Raw genomic sequence first — 18,059 nt, 5'->3', positions numbered from 1 at the left:
GCGACGTTAACCTCATTGCCTGGCATGTTTCGAGTGGAGTAAGGGCGATGAAGGCGATTATCGTCGGTGGCGGTATCGGTGGCCTCACCACGGCGCTGATGCTGCGTTCGCGTGGCATCGGATGCGAAATCTTCGAGCAGGCTGATACCATTCGTGAGCTCGGCGTCGGCATCAATACGCTGCCGCATGCCATGCGCGAGCTCGCCGGACTCGGCTTGCTCCAGAAGCTCGACGATGTCGCGATCCGCACCGATCAGCTCTATTACCTCAACCGCCATGGCCAGGAGGTCTGGCGCGAAGCCCGCGGCATCGACGCCGGTCACGACGTGCCCCAATTCTCGATTCATCGCGGCCGGCTTCAGGGCGTCATCCACAGCGCCGTCGAGGAGCGGCTCGGGCACGAGGCGATTCACACCGGCTGCCGCCTCGGCGCCTTCACGCAGGACGAGGGCGGCGTCACCGCTTACTTCTTCGATCGTGCCGGCGCGCATGTCCACACGGCGCGCGGCGACATCCTGATCGGCGCCGATGGCATCCATTCGCGCGTTCGCGACACGCTGTTCCCGAGCGAGGGGCCGCCGTGCTGGAACGGCCTGATGCTGTGGCGCGGTGCGCGAGACTGGCCGCTGTTCCTCACCGGCAAATCCATGATCGTGGCCGGCGGCCTCAACGCCAAGGTGGTGATCTATCCGATCGCGGAGGGATCGAGCCCGGCGAGCCGCCTGACCAACTGGGCCGTGCTGGTGAAGGTGGGCGAGGGCAATGCGCCACCGCCTCGGAAGGAAGACTGGTCGCGGCCGGGCCGCCGCGAGGAGTTGATGCCGCACGTCGCCCGCTTCTCGGTGCCCTATCTCGACGTGAAAAGCCTGATCTCGGCGACGCCCGAATTCTACGAATATCCGACCTGTGACCGCGATCCCTTGCCCTATTGGTCGTCGGGACGCGTCACACTGCTCGGCGACGCCGCGCATCCGATGTATCCGGTCGGCTCCAATGGCGCCTCGCAGGCGATCCTCGATGCGCGTTGCCTTGCGGACGCGCTAGTGCGTGCCGAGCATCCGCGCCAGGCGCTGCTCGAATACGAGAAGAAGCGCCTGCCGATGACGGCGGATATCGTGCGCTCCAACCGGCGCGGCGGCCCTGAGGGCGTCATCGACGCCGTCGAGCAGCTCGCGCCGGATGGATTCGACAATGTCGACAACGTGCTGAGCTATTCCCAGCGCGAGGCCATCGTGCGCGGCTACGCGACCAAGGCAGGCTTCGCCGCCGTGCCGGGGCTTGCGGCGGTGCGCGCCTGACGCGCGCCGCTAGCCGCCGGGAGGCGGCGGCAGGAAGTGGATGTTGAACTCGGCCGCCATCGCCACCACGTCCTCCGGCTTCTGCTCCTTCATGTTGTGAAGGCCCCAGAACAGGTCGAACAGTTTTCTGGTCGGCGACACCCAGAACAGCACTTTTGCGGTCTGCTCCGACTTGTTGAAGATGCCGTGCGGCACACCCATGCCGAGGCGGATCAGGTCGCCGGCGGTGGCCTGCGACTCCGAATTGCCCAACATGAAGTCGAGCTTGCCCTCCAGCATGTAGAGATATTCATCTTGGTCGGGATGAATGTGCGGCGGCACGAACGTGCCCGGCGGCAAGGTCGCGTGCCAGGAGAAACTGTGCTCGGTCTTGCTCTTCGGCACGTAGGTTTGACCGAGGATGTTCCAGGAAATGCCCTGGATTCCCTCGTTGGCCCGCGTGATGCCGGTGATTTCGCTGCTCATTGAAGTCCTCCCGTAACCCGTCGCGGCTTTAGTTCGCCGCCTTACAGTCCTTGGCGTAGCGGTCGCCGTAATTCTCGAAGACCTTCTGCATGATCTCCGTCTGGAACTTGCCGTCCGGACGCTTGGCGACCTTGGTCAGATAAAAATCCTGGATCGGATAGCCGTTGGTGTTGAACTTGAAGGTGCCGCGCAGCGAGGTGAAGTCGGCCTTCTTCAGCGCGGCCTGGACGGCATCCTTGTTCGACAGGTCGCCCTTCACGGCCTTGACCGCGCTGTCGATCAGCATCGCGGCGTCGTAGGCCTGGAAGGCGTAGGTGCCGGGCACGACGTTATAGGCGGCTTCATAGGACGCGACGAACTTCTTGTTCTGGGGATTGTCGAGATTGGGCGCCCAGTTGGCGCCGCCGAACATGCCGACGGCCGCGTCCTGCTGCGCCGGCAAGGTCGATTCATCCACCGTAAACGCCGAGAGCACCGGAATGCTGTCGGCGAGGCCGGCCTGCCGGTATTGCTTGACGAGATTGACGCCGAGGCCGCCGGGCATGAACGTGAAGAGCGCATCGGGCTTCTGCGAGGAGATCTTGGAAAGCTCCGGCTGGAAGTCCAGCGTGTTCAGCGGCATGTAGGATTCCTCGACGATCTCGCCCTTGTAGTCGAGCTTGAAGCCCGCCACCGAATCCTTGCCGGCCTGATAGTTCGGCACCATCAGATACATGCGCTTGTAGCCCCGATCCTGCGCGACCTTGCCGAGGATCTCGTGCACCTGATCGTTCTGATACGAGGTCACATAGAAGAACGGGTTGCAGTCCTTGCCGGCAAAGGTCGACGGGCCCGCGTTGGGGCTGATCAGAAAGGTCTTCGATTCCGTCACGGGCCGGTGGATCGCCTGCAGGATGTTGGAGAAGATCGGGCCGATCACGAAGTCGACCTTGTCGCGTTCCAGCAGACCCTTGACCTTGGTCACCGCCGCGTCCGGCTTCAGTTCGTCATCGACTACGACGACCTCGACGTCACGGCCGCCCATCTTGCTGCCGAGGTCCTTTACTGCGAGCGCAAAGCCGTCGCGAACCTGCTGGCCAAGCGCGGCGGCTGGTCCTGACAGGGTCACGATCACCCCGAGCTTGATCTTCTCCTGGGCGAGGGCGGGGGTCACGGCGGTGCCGAGCAGCAGGGCAGTTGCGGCCAAGGTCAATTGCGTCTTCATGATCTGTCCCCCGTGACATCAGGGCTTGCGCTGCAAGCCGCGTACTCTGATCCAAGCTTATGCCGATGATGGCGGCCGCGGCAAGCAGCGCTCAAAGTGTCGCCATCCTGCGGGCAGCGGTGCATGCAAGCGGCGCGCCAATTATTTGAAGCCTAAAGAAATTGGCGTGCGGTCGATTGTTGCAGCTTTGGACTTGCGGCCGGCGTCGATTTATTTGAAGCTCAAAATGTTGGGGAATCCGTGCCGGCGCCAATGCCCGCCGAGAGTGAACGCACCGAGATGCTCGATTCCGAGACCAAGGCCGTCGAAACGCCGGAAGACCATGCCGACGAGCTTCGGCTGTGGCTGCGCCTTCTGACCTGCACGACCCTGATCGAGGGCGAGGTTCGCGGTCGGCTGCGGCAGCGGTTCGACGTCACGCTGCCCCGCTTCGATCTGATGGCTCAGCTCGACAAGGCGCCTGACGGTATGACGCTGTCCGATGTCTCCAAGCGCATGATGGTGTCGAACGGAAATGTGACCGGTCTCGTCGAGCGCCTCGTGGAATCCGGCCATCTCGATCGTCGTACCTCGGAGACGGATCGCCGGGTCCAGGTGATCCGCCTCACGAAACTCGGTCGCGCCGAGTTCCGCAAGATGGCTGCGGAGCACGAGACCTGGATCGCCGATCTCTTCGCCGAACTCTCGCCAAAGGATGTGCGCGAATTGATGCGGCTGCTCGCCAAGACCAAGGCGTCGGCGCAGAAATCGGCCGCGCGCCGCCGGCCGTAAGAACCGCCGCCCAACCCCTTTTGCCGCAGGAAAAAGCACGGGGTGCCCAAAATCCGCTATTGCGCCAAATTGTTTTAAGCCTAAAATGTTTCCCAGATCGTGCTGCCGGGTGCAATCCATGCTGAAAGGAGCGTGCGATGGCCAACGCCGCCAAGATTCAAGTGTCGGGCTCGCATGACGGCAACGCCGCGACGGCCCATTTCGATACGTTTGCGCGGCAGCATCTGCCGCCACGCGAGCTCTGGCCGGAGTTCATCTTCACGCGGCCGGAGCTGCGCTATCCGCCGCGATTGAACTGCGTCAGTTATTTCCTCGATCGCTGGGTCGAGCAGGGACATGGCGAGGCTCCCTGCGTCGTCAGTCCCGCCGTCAGTTACACCTATCGCGAGCTGCAAGCGCTGGTGAACCGCATCGCCAACGTGCTGGTCGGCAAGCTCGGTCTCATCCCCGGCGGGCGTGTGCTATTGCGCTCGGCCAACAACCCGATGATGGTCGCGACCTATCTCGCAGTCATCAAGGCCGGTGGCATTGTCGTGGCCACGATGCCGCTCTTGCGCGCCAAGGAGCTGTCCTATCCGATCCAGAAGGCGGAGATTGCGCTGGCGCTGTGCGACGGAAAGCTCGCCGAGGAAATGGAGAAGGCAAAAGCTGCGGCGTCGAATCTCAAGCGAGTTGTTTATTGGGGCAATGGCGCGGCGGACTCGCTCGAAGCGCTCAGCGCCGACGCGAGCCCGGAGTTCAAGGCCATCGATACCGCCTCCGACGACGTCTGTCTGATCGCCTTCACCTCCGGCACGACAGGCGATCCCAAGGGCACCATGCATTTCCATCGCGACATGCTCGCGGTGTGTGACGGCTACGCACGTAACATCTTGCGGGCGGAGCAGAACGATCGCTTCGTCGGCTCGGCGCCGCTCGCGTTCACCTTCGGCTTCGGCGGTGTGCTGTTTCCGATGCATATCGGCGCCTCTTTCGTGGTGCTGGAGAAGACGACGCCGGACGATATCCTGACGGCGATCGAGCAATACAAGACCACGGTCTGCTTCACGGCGCCGACCGCTTACCGGGCGATGATCGGCAAGCTACCTGGCCGCGACATCTCCTCGCTTCGCAAATGTGTTTCGGCGGGCGAGACGCTGCCCAAGCCGACCTTCGACGCCTGGCTCAAGGCGACGGGGATCAAGCTGATGGACGGCATTGGCTCGACTGAATTGCTGCACATCTTCATCAGCGCGACCGAGGAGGAGATCCGCCCCGGCGCAACGGGCAAGCCCGTGCCGGGCTATGAGGCCAAGATCGTCGACGATGACGGCCACGACGTGCCGCCGGGCACGATGGGAAACCTCGCGGTGCGCGGCCCGACAGGTTGCCGCTATCTCGCCGACGAGCGGCAGCGCAAATACGTCAGGAACGGCTGGAACATCACCGGCGACACCTACCTGATGGATAGTGACGGCTATTTCTGGTACCAGTCGCGCTCCGACGACATGATCGTGTCGGCCGGCTACAATATCGCGGGCACCGATGTCGAGGCGGCGCTGCTCACGCATCCGGCGGTCGCCGAGTGCGGCGTGGTCGGCGCCCCCGACGAGGCGCGCGGCATGATCGTGAAGGCCTATGTCGTCGCGACGCCCGGCGTGACGCCGGACGCTCAGCTCGTGACCGAGTTGCAGGAGCATGTCAAACGCGAGATCGCGCCGTACAAATATCCGCGTGCCATCGAATTCGTGACACAACTCCCCAAGACCGAGACCGGAAAATTGAAGCGCTTTGCCCTGCGGCAACTGGCGCAGGCTGCCGCAACGTCCTCAGGCGTCGCGGCGGAATGAGAAGAGGATGAAGAATTGTCCGTGACGACGCCGAAAGGCCCGCAACTCGCGGTGCTGCCGACAGCAGCCGAGGATGACACCCGTTCGCGGGTGCAGGTGCTCCAGCCGTCGGGGTGGCCGATGCCGAAGGGCTATGCCAATGGCATGGCCGCTGAGGGGCGCATCGTCGTCACCGGCGGGGTGATCGGCTGGGATGCCGAAGAGCGTCTTGCCGACGGCTTTGTCGCGCAGGTGGGTCAGACCTTGAGCAACATCGCCGCGATCCTGGCCGAGGCAGGCGCGAGGCCCGAGCACCTCGTGCGGTTGACCTGGTATGTCGTCGACATGGACGAGTACCTGTCCAGCCTGAAGGAGCTCGGTAAGATCTACCGTGCCATCTTCGGCGCAAATTACCCGGCGATGGCGCTGGTGCAGGTGGTGCGCCTCGTGGAGAAGGCGGCGCGCGTCGAGATCGAGGCCACCGCCGTCATTCCGCGCTGAATCGCGTCTGGTTCAGCTCGCCTTGTCAACTTGCCTTGCTAGCTTGCCTTGGCGAGCTCGTCGTCCTCGGGCGAGTTCAGATAGATGCCCGACATGGTGTCGACCCAGCACAGATGGTCGTGCACCTTCTTCACGCCGTCGACGTTCTCCGCGGCGACCATCGCGGCCTGCCGCGTGCGCTCTTCGGTGATGACGCCGCTGAGGTGAACGATGCCGTCGCGGACGATGACGTTCAGCCCGAACGGGCACCAGTCGTTCTTCTCCATGGTGTCGATGATGCGGCTGCGAATGTGGTCGTCATCCGCCGTCGGATCACGCACTTCGCGGGCGAGCCCCGCCACCGCCTGCAGCAGATTGGCGCGGGATACGATCCCGACGACCTTGTCGCCGCGCACCACCGGAAGCCGCTTCACGTTGTTCCGCTCCATGAGGTCGACGATCTCCGGGAGCGCCGTGTCCTCCGTGATGGTTACGGGCGAGTCGGTCATCACTTCCGCGACCTTGCGGCCATGCTCATGGACAAAATCACTGGCCGACTTGCCCGGACCGAGGATAAATCGCAGCCAGCGTCCGCGCTTGCGCCCAGTGCCGATTTCGCTGCGGCGGATGAAATCTCCTTCCGACACGACGCCGACCAGCTTGCCGGTATCGTCGACCACCGTGAGACCGCTGACATGCCGCTTCAGCATGATATTTGCCGCCTCTACGATGCTTGTGTCGGGGGTAACCGAGATGACCGACCGGGTCATGATCTGGTGGGCGCGCATGGACAACTCCGCTGGCTTGTCGAAATTCGATGCGCGAAAACTAGCTCGGACATCAGGGTGCGGTTTGACTCAGGTCAATCGGACGAAGCCGGTCCATCCTGATTAAGCAATCCTGATCCGCGCCCTGGATTTGATGCAGCTCAACGCCTCTGTGAAGCCTCGCCATATCCTGCTGCCGACGTAGACCAGAAGCCCTCGGGAACATTGACCCATGAGCGTCGTGCAGATCTTTCCACGGGCCGAAGAGCCGGCGGCGCAGGCTCTTCCCGTCAATCCCGTCGCTGCTCCCGAAGCCTCGTTGGTGAGCCCCGAAACTCCCGCAGGAGCGCCTGCCGCCGCCGATCCTCCGCCTGCATTGGAGCCATATCCGCTCGACCGCGCGTTTCACGCGATGCTGGCGCGATTCACAGGCGGGATTTCGCCGCTGGCCTTGTCGCTGGCCTGGCTCGACTGGAGCTCGCATCTGGCTGCGGCGCCGCAGCGCCAGCTGGAAATGTCCCGCAACATCCTGCGTGACGCCGGCCGGTTGGCCGAAGCCGTCGCCCACGCGGCGTCACCGGAGCAAAAGCCGTGGTCTGTGATCCAGCCGCAGGGACGCGATCGCCGCTTCAGTGGACCGCAATGGGAGACCGCGCCGTTCAATCTGCTGGCGCAGGCGTTTCTGCTCGGAGAGCGCTGGTGGCACGATGCCACGACCGGCGTGCGCGGCGTGTCGCACGCAAATCAGGCCATCGTCGAGTTCTCGATGCGCCAGACGCTCGACATGCTGGCGCCGTCGAATTTCGCGGCGACCAATCCGAAGGTGCTGGAGAAGGCGTTCCAGAGTGGCGGCGAGAATTTCGTTTTCGGATGGCAAAACTGGTGCAGCGACCTGATGCGCCTGCTCTCCACGTCGAAAGCGGCGGACGGCGAGCAGTTTTTGGTCGGCAAGTCGGTGGCGGCTTCGCCCGGCAAGGTCGTCTACCGTAACGAGCTGATCGAGCTGATCCAGTACCACCCGACCACGGCGCAGGTGCGACCAGAGCCGATCCTGATCGTGCCGGCCTGGATCATGAAGTACTACATCCTCGATCTCTCGCCGCAGAACTCGCTGGTCAAATATCTGACCGGTCAGGGTTTCACCGTGTTCGCGATCTCCTGGCGCAACCCGGATGCGACGGATCGGGACCTCGCCTTCGACGACTATCGCAGGCTGGGGGTCATGGCGGCGCTGGACATGGTCGGCCGCGTTATGCCGGGTCGGAAGACCCATGCGCTCGGCTATTGTCTGGGAGGTACATTGCTGTCGATCGCTGCCGCCGCGATGGAGCGCGACGGTGACAAGCGCCTTGGCACCGTTACTCTCCTTGCCGCCCAGACAGACTTCACCGAGGCCGGAGAGCTGACGCTCTTCATCAACGAGAGCCAGGTCGCCTTTCTCGAAGACATGATGTGGCAGCGCGGTTACCTCGACACGACCCAGATGGCCGGCGCCTTTCAGCTGCTGCGCTCCAACGAGTTGATCTGGTCGCGGCTGTCGCACGACTATCTGATGGGCGAGGGCGCGCCGCTGAACGATCTGATGGCGTGGAACGCGGACGCAACGCGGCTGCCTTATCGCATGCATTCGGAATATCTGCGAAAGCTGTTCCTCGACAACGATCTGGCCGGCGGGCGCTATCACGTCGGCGGCAGGAACGTTTCGCTGTCCGATATTCACGCCCCGATGTTCGTGGTCGGCACGCTGGCCGATCACGTGGCGCCGTGGCGATCGGTCTACAAGATTCACTATCAGGTCGATGCCGACGTGACGTTCCTGTTGACCAGCGGCGGTCACAATGCGGGCGTCGTCGCGCCCCCCGACGAGCCCGGCCACAGCTATCAAGTGCTGAGCAAGGCCGAGGACGCGCCCTATGTCGGTGCGGACGAATGGCTGAAGCTGGCTCCGCGCGTCCAGGGGTCGTGGTGGCCGGAATGGATCAAATGGCTGGCGGCGCGCTCCGGTGCGCCCGGCGATCCTCCGCCGATCGGACTTGGAGACGCTCCCGACCTGCCCGATGCGCCGGGGGACTACGTCCACACTTAAACCTCCGGCTCGGAATTCGGTGCGAGGTCCGAGGAGCGGAAGGGTTTGGTCTTGTCCAGTTTGCGGTAGGCCGTTGACGCCGTCCGCAACAGCTTCTCTTCGCGCTTGCGGTTGCGAAATCGATTGCCGGCATCGAGGCCGGCGCCGTTCAATGAGGCCGCCAACGCTCGTCCCCGTGCATCGTCGTTCAATCGTCCGAGCGACCGTTGCGCCTTGCGCAATTTCTTGAGGATCGATTTCTGTTTCGTCAGCGATTCCTCGGCGAACAGGTCCTGGAGCGACTCGATCGAATAGGTCAGCCGCTTGTTGAGAATCCGCAGCTTGTGTCGTTTCTCGACGTCGAGCTCGCGGAGTTTTCGCGCCTTCTTGAGCAGCGTCGTCTCCCACTCGGTCAGCCGCTCCGTGGCGTGATCGGCGAGCGTGCAGCGGCGCAATCGCATGGCTTCCTTGCTGCGCTGGGTCGACCAGGGGCCGCTCTCGATCCAGATCGAGGTCTGCTCGACAAGGCGGCGACACCGCGCGGATTGCAGCGCGCGCGCCAGCAGGCGGTGGCTCTCGGCGCGCTTTTCGTCCCAATGCTGAAGCTCGGCGACCACCGCAAGGTCGTTGCCACTCTCGGCGACGATTCGCTCGATCGCCACGTCGAGGTCCCGCACCATGCCGAGCTGACCGTTCAGCCATTTCAGTTCGGCCCAGACCTTCGGGCGCAGGGCGTCGTCGACCATCGGCGAGAAGAAGCGGATGGCAGTTCGCAGATGCGTCAACGCGATCCGGATCTGATGCAGCGGGTCGGGATCGCCGCGGCAGGTGCCGTCATGCTGGGCGAGCACGGCATCGAGGTGACGGCGCGCGATGATGCGGAACGCGGTGTCGCAGGCCATGCCGGGGCTGAGGCGGCCGGGCAGGGCATTGCGCCGCACCGCCGGCGTGGCGCGAGCGGCCGTCGAGGTCGTGGTAGGTCGCGCCATGTTTGCCCGCGCCAATCAGATTGCCCTATTTGCCTTCAGCGATCGCGTCCCGGCAGTTCTGGAGCGTCTGCTGTTGCGTCCCGGATGCATCGATGGTCGCCCAGCCGACGTGACCGATATTATAGTGCTCTTGCTGCGCAGCAACCTCTTGCGTGGCGTCGGATGCGTCTCCCCGGCGGCTTCCGATCCGCATCTGCCGGGTCGCGAGGTCCGCAACCAGAAACAGGCCGTTCAGGGGCACATTGCGCTCCCGCGCCAGTGCGGCGATCGCGTCCCGTTCGTCCTCGCGGGCGAATACGCCGTCGATGATCGCCGAATGGCCCTGCGCCAGCACCCGCCGGGCGTGCTGAGCCAGCGTGTCGTAGACGCGAGCGGCGTGCTCCGGCGTGTAGGCGGACGGCGGCAGGCGGTGCGTGTCCTCGACCCCGAACATCTGCTTGCGGACGAGGTCGCTGCGCAGCACGACGGCCCCCGGGGGCGGTGCGACGACGGGCGCGAGCGCATTCGCCAGGACGGTCTTGCCGGTGCCTGACAGGCCGCCGACCGCAATCAGGCGCGGAGCGGCGGGATGGATCAGCATCCCCGCGAGCTCAAAATAACGCTGCGCCTCATCCAGGATACCGGGGTTATCGGAATGCGGCGGCTTCAGCCGTGCCAGGGCCACCTGGGCGCGGATCGCCGCCCGGATGGACATGAACAGCGGCAGGGCCGAGAGGGCGTCGAGATTGTCGGCCGGCGTCGCAGCGAGATAGCGGTTCAGGACGATGTTGGCGGCAGCTGGCTGATCGTAGCGCAACAGGTCCATCAGAGTGAATGCGAGATCGTAGAGCACGTCGACGGTTGCGATCCGCGCATCGAACTCGATGGCATCGAACAGCACCGGCCGGTCGTCGAGCAGAACGATGTTTGCGAGATGCAGATCGCCATGGCAGCGGCGCACGAAGCCCTGACAGCCGCGCGCTGCAAGCAGCGGACGAACACGCAGGAACGCTTCGTGGGAGGCTTTGCCGAGCTTTTCGACGTCTGCCGCGTTGAAATGACCGCCGACCCGCAGACCGTGACTGTTGCCGTCGATCAGCGCGGGGATGGAGGCGACCCATGCTTCGCCGTTCGCGCGTGTCGCCGCGCCGTGGGAAGCCACGATCGCGTCGGCGGCAGCCGAAGCAAGGGCCGCATTCAGCGGGCCGGCCTTTGCCAGATGATCGAGCGTCCGGTTTTCGTCGAAGCGCGCCATCTCGACCGCATATTCGACCGGCTGGCCCTGTCCGTCGACCTTCAACGATCCGTCCGCCTCCTCGGTGATCGCGACGACCCGGTGGTAGATCTGTGGCGCCAGCGGCCGGTTGATCCGGATTTCCTCCTCGCAGGCCGCCTTACGTTTCTCGAGCGTCGAATAGTCGAGGAAGGGAAATTGCACAGCCCGCTTGATCTTCAGCGCTCGCTTGCCTTCGAGAAAGACCGAAGCTGCGTGCGTGTCGACCCGCTTCACGCCCGGATGCCTGCCCGAATCGGAGAGCGCCGCAAAGATCCGGTCCTGGGTCGCAGAATCGTCTGTCATTCCCGCTGGCACATCCAGATGCGTCGGAAGGCGGCCGGTCCGCCGACCAAGGTAACCCTTAGCAGCAGATCGCGGCCAGTCCTTGACGTCGGTTAACACCTGTTACTGGTGAACTGGACGAGGTTCCCTTGGCTTGACCAGGATCAAGCATCCGGACGAACGCGGGCGTATTCTGACGCCCAAGGAGAATCCCGATGCCCATCAAGGATGTCTTTCTGCCGCTTGTCGGCCAGCCCCGCGGACCGGCGCTGATTGCGATCGAGAAATGTGTGGCCGTCGCCGCCGACCTCGGCGCCAGGATCACGGCGCTCGCGCTCGAGGAAGACGTTTTCGAGAGGCCGAAGGTGATGCTGCCTCATGATCGCGATTCCGCGGAGGCCGGCAGTTCGCGTGAGGCGGACGACACGCAGCAGCTCCTCAATGCCTTCACCAATGCGGCCTCCCGCGCCAACATCCGCGCCCAGAGCCGAACGGGCAAGGTGCCGGCTGACCAGATCGCGGCGATCCTGGCCGAGCATGCCCGCTTCAGCGATCTCACGCTGTTTCCCGTGAAGCCGCACGACAGCCGAACGGAGCACATCATCGAAACTCTCCTGTTCGAATCCGGGCGGTCGCTGCTGCTCTGCCCGGAGCAGCATGCGGAGCAGTTGCGGCCGGAATTCGAGAACGTCATGATCGCCTGGGATCATTCTGCCCGCGCTGCGCGTGCGGTCGGAGACGCATTGCCGATTCTTCAGGCTGCCACCTCGGTCCGCGTGGTGACGGTAGTGGAGGACAAGGCTGACGCGGTGGTGCGATCTGGCGCGGCTCTCGTCGACCATCTCAGGGAACACGGGGTCTATGCTTCGTTCGAAACGGTGACCGGCAACGGCAGCTCGATCGGCAAGGTACTGGGAAGCTGGGCGAATTCCCATGGCATGGATGCGATCGTGATGGGCGCCTACCATCATTCACGCCTGAACGAGATCGTGTGGGGCGGTGTGACAAAGACCGTCATTGGCCAGCCACCGTGCTGGGTTATGATCTCGCACTAGGCTCGCCATTTTCCCGGCTTGATCGTCAACCATCGGAACCGCCGCTGACCCGGCGCATTTGCTTTCATGTCAACCTATCGCCTCAACAATCTGCTGGCGCCGCGTTCAGTTGCGCTCGTCGGCGCGAGCGCCCGTCCGGTCTCCGTCGGACGCGCCGTTCTGGAGAACATTCACAAGGCCGAATTCAAGGGGCGGTTCGGCCTGGTCAATCCACGCCATGCCGAAATCGGCGGCGTCGCGGCGGTGAAAAATCTGGACGGGTTGGACTTCGTGCCCGAGCTCGTGGTCATCACCGCGCCGGCGCGTGAGATTCCCGGTATCATCGACCAGGCCGGCCGTCGCGGATCGGCAGGCGCGCTGATCGTCTCCGCCGGGCTCGGCCACGGACCGGGATCTCTGCACGAGGCTGCAATCGCGGCGGCCCGCAAATACGGCATGCGGCTGATCGGACCGAACTGCCTCGGCATCATGATGCCCGGGGTCAGTCTGAATGCCAGCTTTGCCGCGCACATGCCCGGGGCGGGCAGCCTCGCGCTGATCTCGCAATCGGGCGCGATCGCTGCCGGCATGGTCGACTGGGCTGCGCAGCGCGGCGTCGGCTTTTCCGGCATCGTCTCGATCGGCGATCAGATCGATGTCGATATCGCCGATCTGCTCGACTATTTCGCGATGGATCACAAGACCCGCGCGATCCTGCTCTACATCGAATCCATCAAGGACGCGCGCAAGTTCATGTCGGCAGCACGTGCCGCCGCGCGCGTGAAGCCTGTCGTCGTGGTGAAATCCGGCCGCATGGCGCAGGGCGCAAAGGCGGCCGCCACGCATACCGGCGCGCTCGCCGGCGCCGACGCGGTCTACGACGCGGCCTTCCGTCGCGCGGGTGTCCTGCGGGTCTCCGATCTGCGTGAGCTGTTCGATTGCGCCGAGACACTCGGCCGCGTCGAGTCGCCGACGGGAAAGCGTCTCGCCATCCTGACCAACGGTGGCGGCATCGGCGTCCTCGCCGTCGATCGCTTGGTCGAACTCGGCGGAATTCCGGCGACCATCTCTGCGGAGGCGCGCAAGACGCTGGATGCGGTCCTGCCGCCGACCTGGTCCGGTGCAAATCCCGTCGACATCGTGGGCGATGCTGACGCCTCGCGCTACGCGGCGGCGCTGGAGGTGCTGCTGGCCGATCGCGACAATGATGCGGTCCTGGTCCTCAACGTGCAAACGGCGATCGCCTCGGCCGCCGAGATCGCCACGACCGTGACTGAGATCGTCGGCAAATATCGCGAGCAGCACCGCCGATGGGCCAAGCCCGTATTGGCGGCCTGGGTCGGGGCCGATCAGCACATCATTCAGGCCCTCTCCGGTGCCGGCGTGCCGAACTATCCGACCGAGGACGACGCCGTGCGCGGCTTCATGCATCTGGTCCGGCACCGCGAAGTGGTGGAGGAGCTGAGCCAGGTTCCCCCCGCGATGCCCGATACGTTCGTGCCGGATGCCCGGGGCGCGAGGCAGATCGTCACCGCCGCGATCGCCGATGGCCGTGAGTGGCTCGAGCCGGTCGAGATCAAGCACCTGCTCGAAGCTTACGACATCGCGATGGTGCCGACCTATGCAGCGACCGATGTCGAGCAGGCGGTGGCCTATGCGAAGGAAATCTTCGCGCAGGGCGGCACCGTGGTGCTGAAGATCATGTCGCGGGACATCATCCACAAATCCGATGTCGGTGGCGTCGTGCTCAATCTGACGACGCCGGAGGCCGTGCGAGCGGCCACCTCCGACATTCTCGCCCGGGCGAGAAAGCTGCGGCCCGAGGCCCGCATCGGCGGGGTCATCGTCCAGGCGATGGTCGTCAAGGCGAAGGCGCGCGAGCTGATCCTGGGCCTCGCCGACGATCCCACCTTCGGCACCGTCGTGGTGTTCGGCCGTGGCGGCACGGCGGTGGAGATCATCAACGACAAGGCGCTGGCGCTGCCGCCGCTGGACTTGCAGCTCGCCCGCGATTTGATCGACCGCACGCGCGTGTCGCGCCTGCTAAAGGCCTATCGTGATGTGCCGGCGGTCAAGCAGGACGCCGTCGCCATGGTGCTGGTCAAGCTGGCGCAGATGGCGGCCGACATTCCCGAGATCCGCGAATTCGACATCAATCCGCTGCTGGCGGACGAAACCGGCGTGACCGCGGTTGACGCCCGCGTCGCGGTCGGGCCGCCGCAACGAAAGTTTGTCGGCTCAGGCCCGGCCAATTTCGCCGTTCGCGCCTATCCGTCGCAATGGGAGCGCCGCCTCAAGCTCAAGGACGACTGGCGCATCTTCGTGCGGCCCATGCGCCCCGAGGACGAGCCGACCATCCACGAATTCCTGCGTCACGTCACGCCGCACGACCTTCGCCTGCGCTTCTTCGCGCCGATGAAGGAGTTCACCCACGAGTTCATCGCGCGCCTGACCCAGCTCGATTATGCGCGCGCGATGGCCTTCATTGCCTTCGACGAGGCCACCGGCGAAATGGTCGGAGTGGTCCGGCTCCATTCGGATTCGATCTACGAGAGCGGCGAATACGCGATCCTGCTCCGGTCCGATCTCAAGGGCAGGGGGCTCGGCTGGGCCCTCATGCAGCTCATCATCAACTACGCCAAGTCGGAAGGGCTGAAAGTCATATCGGGCGACGTGCTCAAGGAGAACACCGTGATGCTCGAAATGTGCCGGCAGCTCGGCTTCGAGGTCAAGCCCGATCCGGCCGAGCCCGATATCTGCGACGTCAAGTTAAAGCTCTGAGCGCGCCTGCTTCAGGAGCGCGCTTCAGCCGAATTCGCTGAGGCGGACGTCTTGGAGGACGTCCGCAGGTTCCTGATGATGATCGCGATCAGCGGCACCAGCACCGGCACGATCGTGCTGAGCGGATGATGCACCGCGCCCGACACCTGGGCCTGGAGCGCGCGCGCCTCGAGCTGGAGGGCTTCGATGGAGGTGTCGTGAATTTCGTTGGCAAGCTCGATATCGCGGCCTGACGGAGCGCGGCCGGCGATCGCGAACAGAGCGGCCGCGATGGCGAAATTGACGGCGCCGAGGATGGCCGCCGCGGCAATCGCGCTCCAGATCTGCACCAGCGCGAAATAGGCCGACAGCTCCAGCATCAGAAGCCCGAACGCCGCGATCAGCGCCGCAAAGGCACGCAAGCCGAGGCCAACAAGCAGATGGCGCAGCCTGATGTCCGCGATGATCCTGTCGGTGCGCCACAGCGCACGCAGATGTTTGACCACATTCTCGGTATTCACCTAATGTCTCCTCAGCATGAAGCCGATAACGACGCCGAGCGCGAAGGCGGAGGCGAGCGACGTGATCGGACGCTCCGCAATGAGACCCTGAAGCTGCGCCTGCTCTTCGTTCACGGTCTCGCCGAGCTCGGTCAGCGCGGCACGGATCTGATCGGCGAGCGCCTCGGCGCGGTCCTTCGAGCTCTCGAACAACTCCTCGCCGGAGGTACTCAGCAAGCTTGTGACGTCAACCTTCAGCGCCCGCAATTCTTCGCTCATCCTGTCGCTGTCGAACATGGACTGGTATCCCCATTGAATGGAAGCGAGCCTAAGGCTCGCCTACGCGATCGCGCTTGATTTGCCTCAAGCGTTGGCCACGGTGCGGGTCTTGAGACAGGTCAAGCCGGCCGCCATATGCTGGCCTAGAAATACCGTCTGAATGGGGACCGGTTGTCCCGATGAGGTGGAAGCGTGAACCACGAACCGCTGTTGCTCGCGACGCCGTCCGGCGACGCGCTGAACCTGCGCCCTGAAGGGCCCTGGACCGCCGCGAATGTGGTCACGCTGGAGACATTGTCCCGCTCGGTTGGTGCCGACGTCGATCGCTCGCGCGTCGTCACCCTGGACATGTCGGGCGTCAGTGCGCTCGACACGCTCGGTGCCTGGGTCCTGGAAAAATTGTCGCGCAGGGCCGCAACATCGGGCAGGTCGGCCGAATTCGTCGGCGTCGCCGATCATTTCAGCGGGCTGCTGGATGAGGTGCGCCAGGTCAACCGCCACACGCCGGCCCCGACGGCTGCGCCCAATCCGGTGCTGGCGAGGCTGGGCGACCTCGGCAAGTCCACGGCCGACGCGCGGGAAGACGTCACGATCTTCCTCCAGATGCTCGGCGCATTGTTCATGGCCGTGATAGGCGTGCTGCGCCGGCCGCGTTCGCTGCGGCTGACCTCGCTGGTTTATCAGCTCTACCGCATCGGGTGGCAGGCGATCCCCATCGTCGCGCTGATCACCTTCCTGATCGGCGCCATCATCGCCCAGCAGGGCTTCTTCCATTTCCGCAGGTTCGGCGCTGAGTCCTACACCGTCGACATGGTCGGCATCCTGGTGCTGCGCGAGCTCGGCGTGCTGATCGTCGCCATCATGGTCGCGGGACGGTCGGGAAGCGCCTACACCGCCGAGCTCGGCTCGATGAAAATGCGCGAGGAGATCGACGCGCTCTCGACCATGGGGCTCGATCCCGTCGAAATCCTGATCCTGCCGCGCGTTGCGGCCCTGGTCATTGCGCTGCCGATCCTCACCTTCATCGGATCGGTCGCCGCGCTCTATGGCGGCGGTCTCGTCGCGCAGTTCTATGGCGACATGGGGCCGGCGATCTACATCGCGCGGCTGCACGAGGCGATCTCCGTCACCCATTTCGAGGTGGGCATCCTGAAAGCGCCGTTCATGGCGCTGGTGATCGGGATCGTCGCCTGCAGCGAGGGCTTGCGGGTCAAGGGCAGCGCGGAGTCGCTCGGGCGGCAGACCACGACGTCGGTGGTGAAGTCGATCTTCCTGGTGATCGTCCTCGACGGCCTGTTCGCGATCTTCTTTGCCTCGATCGGAATGTGACGATGGACGTATCGCAGGACGAGTTCGCGATCCGCGTCCGTGATCTCGTGGTCGGATTCGGCCGCCAGACCGTGCTCGACCATTTGTCGCTCGACGTTCGCCGTGGTGAGATCCTCGGGCTGGTGGGGGCGTCCGGCGGCGGCAAGTCGGTGCTGATGCGCACCATCATCGGCCTCATCCCGCGCCAGGGCGGGACCATCGAGGTCATGGGCCAGCCCACCGGCGGCCACGGCCGCGGCGCAGCCACGACATGGGGCATCCTGTTCCAGCAAGGCGCGCTGTTCTCCTCGCTGGCGGTCCGCCAGAACGTCCAGTTTCCCTTACGCGAAAATCTCGTCCTGTCGCAGGAGCTGATGGACGAGATCGCGATCGCCAAGCTCGAGATGGTCGGCTTGCGGGCCCAGGACGCCGACAAATATCCGGCGGAGCTGTCGGGCGGCATGACCAAGCGCGTGGCGCTGGCGCGCGCGCTCGCGCTCGATCCGCCGATCCTGTTCCTGGACGAGCCGACCTCCGGCCTCGATCCGATCGCCGCCGGCGATTTCGACGCGCTGATCACGACGCTGCAAAAGACGCTGGGGCTGACCGTGTTCATGGTGACCCATGACCTTGCCAGCCTGACCACGGTCTGCGACCGCGTCGCCGCGCTGGCCGACGGCAAGATCGTGGCGATCGGCCCGATGCGCGAATTGCTGCAATCCGAGCATCCCTGGGTGCGCGCCTATTTCCACGGCAAGCGCTCGCAGATGCTGCAACACGAGATGAGATGAGAC

16 protein-coding genes are annotated in these 18,059 nt (G+C 64.5%); 9 read left to right on the top strand and 7 right to left on the bottom strand.

The features are described 5' to 3' along the window. Positions 1-47 precede the first annotated feature (47 nt). A complete protein-coding gene (locus GA0061098_RS19555) occupies positions 48-1,298 on the top strand; it encodes a flavin-dependent oxidoreductase (protein ID WP_091959423.1) in 1,251 nt (416 codons plus the stop codon). A 9-nt stretch (positions 1,299-1,307) separates the two neighbouring features. Here GA0061098_RS19555 and GA0061098_RS19550 read toward each other — a convergent pair whose 3' ends face one another. Together GA0061098_RS19550 and GA0061098_RS19545 are read right to left on the bottom strand one after the other, a co-directional pair. Beyond that, positions 1,308-1,763, bottom strand: coding sequence for a cupin domain-containing protein (locus GA0061098_RS19550; protein WP_091959420.1), 456 nt, complete (start codon positions 1,761-1,763; stop codon positions 1,308-1,310). A gap of 28 nt (positions 1,764-1,791) precedes the next feature. Further along, entirely contained in the window at positions 1,792-2,967 is a 1,176-nt protein-coding gene (locus tag GA0061098_RS19545) for an ABC transporter substrate-binding protein (RefSeq protein WP_091959417.1), read from the bottom strand. A gap of 252 nt (positions 2,968-3,219) precedes the next feature. On the opposite strand from GA0061098_RS19545, the gene GA0061098_RS19540 reads away from it, so the two are divergent. From GA0061098_RS19540 to GA0061098_RS19530, 3 genes are all read left to right on the top strand, one after another. Beyond that, positions 3,220-3,738 carry a MarR family winged helix-turn-helix transcriptional regulator gene (locus GA0061098_RS19540; protein WP_165637473.1) on the top strand — a complete coding sequence of 173 codons (519 nt, stop codon included), beginning with the start codon at positions 3,220-3,222 and terminating at the stop codon, positions 3,736-3,738. Positions 3,739-3,875: 137 nt separating this feature from the next. Beyond that, positions 3,876-5,567, top strand: a complete 1,692-nt coding sequence (locus GA0061098_RS19535) for a benzoate-CoA ligase family protein (protein WP_091959414.1) — start codon at positions 3,876-3,878, stop codon at positions 5,565-5,567. 21 nt (positions 5,568-5,588) lie between these two features. Beyond that, entirely contained in the window at positions 5,589-6,047 is a 459-nt protein-coding gene (locus tag GA0061098_RS19530; RefSeq protein WP_091959599.1) for a RidA family protein, read from the top strand. A 38-nt stretch (positions 6,048-6,085) separates the two neighbouring features. Here the strand turns inward: GA0061098_RS19530 and GA0061098_RS19525 are convergent, their stop codons facing one another. Continuing rightward, positions 6,086-6,814: a CBS domain-containing protein gene (locus tag GA0061098_RS19525; RefSeq protein WP_091959411.1), complete on the bottom strand. Its 729-nt coding sequence runs from the start codon at positions 6,812-6,814 to the stop codon at positions 6,086-6,088. Positions 6,815-7,025: 211 nt separating this feature from the next. Here GA0061098_RS19525 and GA0061098_RS19520 point away from each other — a divergent pair, with 211 nt between their 5' ends. Beyond that, positions 7,026-8,879 carry a PHA/PHB synthase family protein gene (locus GA0061098_RS19520; RefSeq protein ID WP_091959408.1) on the top strand — a complete coding sequence of 618 codons (1,854 nt, stop codon included), beginning with the start codon at positions 7,026-7,028 and terminating at the stop codon, positions 8,877-8,879. Here GA0061098_RS19520 and GA0061098_RS19515 read toward each other — a convergent pair. After that, positions 8,876-9,847: a CHAD domain-containing protein gene (locus GA0061098_RS19515; protein WP_091959405.1), complete on the bottom strand. Its 972-nt coding sequence runs from the start codon at positions 9,845-9,847 to the stop codon at positions 8,876-8,878. The genes GA0061098_RS19520 and GA0061098_RS19515 overlap by 4 nt on opposite strands. A gap of 25 nt (positions 9,848-9,872) precedes the next feature. Continuing rightward, positions 9,873-11,405, bottom strand: coding sequence for a bifunctional aminoglycoside phosphotransferase/ATP-binding protein (locus tag GA0061098_RS19510; RefSeq protein ID WP_091959402.1), 1,533 nt, complete (start codon positions 11,403-11,405; stop codon positions 9,873-9,875). A gap of 194 nt (positions 11,406-11,599) precedes the next feature. Between GA0061098_RS19510 and GA0061098_RS19505 the strand changes: the two genes are divergently transcribed. Both GA0061098_RS19505 and GA0061098_RS19500 read left to right on the top strand, forming a co-directional pair. Then, positions 11,600-12,439 carry a universal stress protein gene (locus GA0061098_RS19505; RefSeq protein WP_091959399.1) on the top strand — a complete coding sequence of 280 codons (840 nt, stop codon included), beginning with the start codon at positions 11,600-11,602 and terminating at the stop codon, positions 12,437-12,439. Between the two features lie 66 nt (positions 12,440-12,505). Then, positions 12,506-15,199 (top strand): bifunctional acetate--CoA ligase family protein/GNAT family N-acetyltransferase, encoded by a 2,694-nt coding sequence (locus GA0061098_RS19500; RefSeq protein WP_091959394.1) that lies wholly within the window; start codon positions 12,506-12,508, stop codon positions 15,197-15,199. Between the two features lie 11 nt (positions 15,200-15,210). Here GA0061098_RS19500 and GA0061098_RS19495 read toward each other — a convergent pair whose 3' ends face one another. Both GA0061098_RS19495 and GA0061098_RS19490 read right to left on the bottom strand, forming a co-directional pair. Further along, positions 15,211-15,699 carry a phage holin family protein gene (locus GA0061098_RS19495; protein ID WP_018319253.1) on the bottom strand — a complete coding sequence of 163 codons (489 nt, stop codon included), beginning with the start codon at positions 15,697-15,699 and terminating at the stop codon, positions 15,211-15,213. Then, positions 15,700-15,975, bottom strand: a complete 276-nt coding sequence (locus tag GA0061098_RS19490) for a hypothetical protein (protein ID WP_091959391.1) — start codon at positions 15,973-15,975, stop codon at positions 15,700-15,702. It lies immediately after the preceding gene. Between the two features lie 174 nt (positions 15,976-16,149). Here GA0061098_RS19490 and GA0061098_RS19485 point away from each other — a divergent pair, with 174 nt between their 5' ends. Both GA0061098_RS19485 and GA0061098_RS19480 read left to right on the top strand, forming a co-directional pair. Continuing rightward, on the top strand, positions 16,150-17,286 hold the full coding sequence (locus GA0061098_RS19485; RefSeq protein WP_091959388.1) for an ABC transporter permease: 1,137 nt from the start codon (positions 16,150-16,152) through the stop codon (positions 17,284-17,286). 2 nt (positions 17,287-17,288) lie between these two features. Further along, entirely contained in the window at positions 17,289-18,056 is a 768-nt protein-coding gene (locus GA0061098_RS19480) for an ABC transporter ATP-binding protein (protein ID WP_165637472.1), read from the top strand. The last annotated feature ends 3 nt before the right edge of the window (positions 18,057-18,059 follow it).

It is taken from the genome of Bradyrhizobium shewense, assembly GCF_900094605.1.
Taxonomy (GTDB): Bacteria; Pseudomonadota; Alphaproteobacteria; order Rhizobiales; family Xanthobacteraceae; genus Bradyrhizobium; species Bradyrhizobium shewense.
This window is presented reverse-complemented; position numbering and strand designations above follow the sequence as displayed.

Coding starts and splice junctions, on each gene's coding strand:
- GA0061098_RS19555 (WP_091959423.1), top strand. CDS start 48: ATGAAGGCGATTATCGTCGGTGGCGGTATCGGTGGCCTCACCACGGCG.
- GA0061098_RS19550 (WP_091959420.1), bottom strand. CDS start 1,763: ATGAGCAGCGAAATCACCGGCATCACGCGGGCCAACGAGGGAATCCAG.
- GA0061098_RS19545 (WP_091959417.1), bottom strand. CDS start 2,967: ATGAAGACGCAATTGACCTTGGCCGCAACTGCCCTGCTGCTCGGCACC.
- GA0061098_RS19540 (WP_165637473.1), top strand. CDS start 3,220: ATGCCCGCCGAGAGTGAACGCACCGAGATGCTCGATTCCGAGACCAAG.
- GA0061098_RS19535 (WP_091959414.1), top strand. CDS start 3,876: ATGGCCAACGCCGCCAAGATTCAAGTGTCGGGCTCGCATGACGGCAAC.
- GA0061098_RS19525 (WP_091959411.1), bottom strand. CDS start 6,814: ATGCGCGCCCACCAGATCATGACCCGGTCGGTCATCTCGGTTACCCCC.
- GA0061098_RS19520 (WP_091959408.1), top strand. CDS start 7,026: ATGAGCGTCGTGCAGATCTTTCCACGGGCCGAAGAGCCGGCGGCGCAG.
- GA0061098_RS19515 (WP_091959405.1), bottom strand. CDS start 9,847: ATGGCGCGACCTACCACGACCTCGACGGCCGCTCGCGCCACGCCGGCG.
- GA0061098_RS19510 (WP_091959402.1), bottom strand. CDS start 11,405: ATGACAGACGATTCTGCGACCCAGGACCGGATCTTTGCGGCGCTCTCC.
- GA0061098_RS19505 (WP_091959399.1), top strand. CDS start 11,600: ATGCCCATCAAGGATGTCTTTCTGCCGCTTGTCGGCCAGCCCCGCGGA.
- GA0061098_RS19500 (WP_091959394.1), top strand. CDS start 12,506: ATGTCAACCTATCGCCTCAACAATCTGCTGGCGCCGCGTTCAGTTGCG.
- GA0061098_RS19490 (WP_091959391.1), bottom strand. CDS start 15,975: ATGTTCGACAGCGACAGGATGAGCGAAGAATTGCGGGCGCTGAAGGTT.
- GA0061098_RS19480 (WP_165637472.1), top strand. CDS start 17,289: ATGGACGTATCGCAGGACGAGTTCGCGATCCGCGTCCGTGATCTCGTG.